Source organism: Sulfurovum sp., from assembly GCF_049668085.1.
GTDB lineage: Bacteria > Campylobacterota > Campylobacteria > Campylobacterales > Sulfurovaceae > Sulfurovum.
The window spans coordinates 1-3,667 of sequence record NZ_JBATIY010000057.1; the positions used below are offsets into that span (position 1 = coordinate 1).

The window sequence follows — 3,667 nt, forward strand, 5'->3', positions numbered from 1 at the left end:
TTGATGAAGCCAGTGCAAAACTACAAAAAAAAGGTGTAGAGGCTGCTACACTTGAAAACCTTCAAACACTTTTTTCAGCTTTAAAAGAAGCCAATGCCAAATTAGAAGCTTCAAAAGCAGAACAGAACAGTATGTCTAAACTTTTTGGGCAATATATGCGTGAAGGGAAAGATATTACTGAGCTTAAAGCAAAAGTAGATGCCAATAAAGAAGCGATGGTACCTCTTCAAGAGAAGGCCAGAGAAGCGGAAGAAGCACTCTATAACATAGCACTTGCAATGCCAAATTTTCCGGATGACACAGTACCAGAAGGTGAAGATGAAGAGGATAATGTAGAACTCCGTAAAGTCTTAGAGCCCAAAAGTTTCTCTTTTGAGCCTAAAGAACACTGGGCGTTAGCAGAGCAAAATGGATGGATAGATTTTGAGCGAGGTGTAAAACTTGCTAAAAGTCGTTTCTCTGTACTACGGGGTGAGGCGGCAAGGCTTGAAAGAGCACTTATAAACTTCTTTCTAGACACGAATGCTACAAAAGGTTTTGAAGAGCTTTGCGTGCCGTTTATGAATAATTCTGCGATGCTCCAGGGAACAGGACAATTACCTAAGTTTGAAGATGATCTTTTTAAAATAGATGACGAAGATCTTTATCTTATTCCTACGGCTGAAGTACCATTGACCAATATGTATCATGATGAGATACTTACAGAGAAAGAACTTCCAGTACTGATGACGGGTTATACACCATGTTTTAGAAAAGAAGCAGGATCTGCTGGACGTGATACGCGTGGTATGATACGTCAACACCAGTTTGATAAAGTAGAGATGGTAGCTATCGCCCATCCGGATAAATCGGATGAAGTATTTGAAATGATGGTACAAAATGCTTCCGATATACTTACTGCACTTGGTCTTCCTCACAGAGTTGTAGAACTTTGTTATGGTGATCTAGGTTTCTCTGCGGCTACGACGATAGATTTGGAAGTTTGGCTCCCTGGACAAAACCAATACCGTGAGATCTCTTCTATCTCTAACACAAGAGACTTCCAGGCAAGACGCGCAAAGATCCGTTTCAAAGATGGTAAGAAAAACAGATTTGTACATACACTTAACGGCTCAGCACTTGCTGTAGGACGTACGATAGTGGCTATTATGGAGAATTATCAGAATGAAGACGGGACGATAGAGATACCAGAGGTACTTAAAAAGTATATGTAGATCCAGAAGTAGGGAAACAGCATATGCCTATTTCCCTACAACTAGTTTAAATAGTCTTAGAACTGTCACTATGACGTGACTTTAACTTTCCTTCCATACTCAAATAAGAGTTTAAAGCACCGATATAGGCTCTAGCAGAAGCTAACATAGTATCTATGTTCAAACCATGACCTATGATGGCAGGTTCACCGTTAAATGAGACCTTAACAGTCACATTTGCCAAGGCATCTTTTCCTTGACTAACTGATTTTACCTTATAGTCCATCAACTGGCCGTCATATCCTGAGATTCTGTCTATGGTCTTAAATACAGCATCAATCGTACCTTCACCTATACCTGCATCTATGATCTCACTTCCATCTTTTTTGATACTGACTGCTGCAGATGGTACCCCATTGGAGCAATCCATTAATTGCAATGAGATCAACTCAAATATTTTAGGTGCCGAAGTCATTTCATCAGTGACTAAGGCCCTTAAGTCATCATCGTAGATATCTTTCTTTCTATCTGCCATTGTTTTGAAACGCTCAAAAGATGTATTTAATGCTTCATCATCCAAGATAAACCCTAATTTACTCAACTTATCTTTAAATGCTGCACGTCCAGAGTGTTTACCCAATACCAACGTATCATCCATATCTAAACCGATGTCTGCAGGAGAGATGATCTCAGATGTCTCTTTATTTTTTAACATACCGTCTTGATGTATACCACTTTCATGTGCAAAAGCATTTTTACCTACGATAGCTTTATTTGGTTGAGGTTCTATACCTGTGATGTTGGCTATCAAACGAGAACTAGGATAGATCTCTTTTGTGTTGATATTTGTCTTATACTCTGCAAAAACATCAGAACGTGTTTTTAATGCCATGACGATCTCTTCTAAAGCAGCATTTCCAGCTCTTTCACCTAAACCGTTGATCGTACACTCTACCTGTCTTGCACCATTGATAACGGCTTCTAACGAGTTTGCTACACCTAAGCCCAAATCATTGTGATTATGCACTGAAATGATCGCTCTACCTTTGGTATATTCACTCATCTCTTTGACCATAGCGCCGATCTCAAAAGGAAGTCTAAATCCAACGGTATCTGGTAAGTTAATGGTACTTGCACCTGCGTCTATGACAGCGTCAGAGATCTCTTTCATGAAGCCGATATCTGAACGGCCTGCATCTTCACAGGAGAACTCTACATCATCTACGAACGTGCGAGCATACTCTACTGCTCTTACTGCTCTTTTGATCACTTCATCAGGACTCATTTTTAACTTGTGTTCCATATGTATACTAGATGTGGCGATAAAAGTATGGATACGCTTCATCTTAGCTTTAGAGATGGCTTCACCTGCAGCCTTCACATCTGAGTCTATAGCTCTGGCCAAAGAACAAACAGTTGAATTTGTGACCCTTTGCGATATTTTGTCGATAGCGTCAAAGTCTCCTGGACTTGCTGCTGCAAATCCTGCTTCAATGATATCTACACCCAAACGTTCCAACTGTGCAGCGATCTGGATCTTCTCTTCTGTGTTCATAGAAGCCCCCGGGCTCTGCTCACCGTCTCTTAATGTTGTGTCAAATATTTTAATAATATCTTGGCTCATTTTATTACCTTGTTATGTAAAAGCGATATACGCTATAAATTGTCTTATTCTACCTAAATTGTAGTTATTAGAAACTAATTATGTTTATATTGTGTAAAAAGGGTGTGGATTGTTAAACGATTAGAGTGCGAGCAGCAGCAGGAGAGAGCTGTCTTTAGTGAAAATAGTATGTTGGCTTATGATAGTTTTCATAATCTCTCCTTTGAATTTTGAGTATTATACTCTATTTGAAAATAAAATACAAGGGATAATAATTATCTTTTAAAGACTAGCCCTTCATAAATTAAGTGTTTGTACTCCATACAGAGGTCAATAAAGTATATAATCTCACTAATATGCAAATGCAATTAGTCGTATTTACATATGAATTATTGATCTGTATCTTCTGCTTCTGCTTCGGCAGCAGCTCTTGCTTTTGCTTTAGCAATTTTGTCACCATGTGCCAAACGACTCTCTAGGTTATTTTCTTTTTCATAGTCTTCAATAATTTGACGTACTTTTTTACCTTCGATCACTTCAACATCTAAAAGTACCGCCGTCATATTTTCTATGGCTTGATGATACTCATTAAGTGTCTTCTTCACATACGTGTAACGTTCATTGAGGGTAGAACGGATATAGTTATCCATATCTTCTGCCATTTTTTCACTATAGTCTGTAGATACTGCTCCAGCACCTAAAAATGAGTTTTGACTTCGTGAGAGAACCATAAGCCCTGCCACATCAGTCATACCGTATACTGATATCATGTCTTTTAAGATAGCAGTTGCACGGTCAAGGTCATTACCCGCACCGGTACTGATCTCACCTATGAAAACCTCTTCAGCTGCACGACCACCGAGTAGTACAT

Annotated in this window: 2 protein-coding genes and 1 pseudogene; 1 reads left to right on the top strand and 2 read right to left on the bottom strand. The window is 39.1% G+C overall.

Going from position 1 to position 3,667, the window contains the following annotated elements; translation table 11 throughout:
- On the top strand, positions 1-1,214 hold a 1,214-nt coding region (gene serS, locus WBM70_RS03675; RefSeq protein ID WP_424557155.1), incomplete at its 5' end, for a serine--tRNA ligase.
- A 46-nt stretch (positions 1,215-1,260) separates the two neighbouring features.
- Here the strand turns inward: serS and WBM70_RS03680 are convergent.
- Together WBM70_RS03680 and WBM70_RS03685 are read right to left on the bottom strand one after the other, a co-directional pair.
- Positions 1,261-2,817 carry a 2-isopropylmalate synthase gene (locus WBM70_RS03680; protein ID WP_424557156.1) on the bottom strand — a complete coding sequence of 519 codons (1,557 nt, stop codon included), beginning with the start codon at positions 2,815-2,817 and terminating at the stop codon, positions 1,261-1,263.
- Between the two features lie 368 nt (positions 2,818-3,185).
- Positions 3,186-3,667, bottom strand: a pseudogene (locus tag WBM70_RS03685) (ATP-dependent zinc metalloprotease FtsH); the annotation flags it as partial.

Bases quoted from the DNA above. Each gene is read 5' to 3' on its own strand.
- WBM70_RS03680 (WP_424557156.1), bottom strand. From the start codon at position 2,817: ATGAGCCAAGATATTATTAAAATATTTGACACAACATTAAGAGACGGT.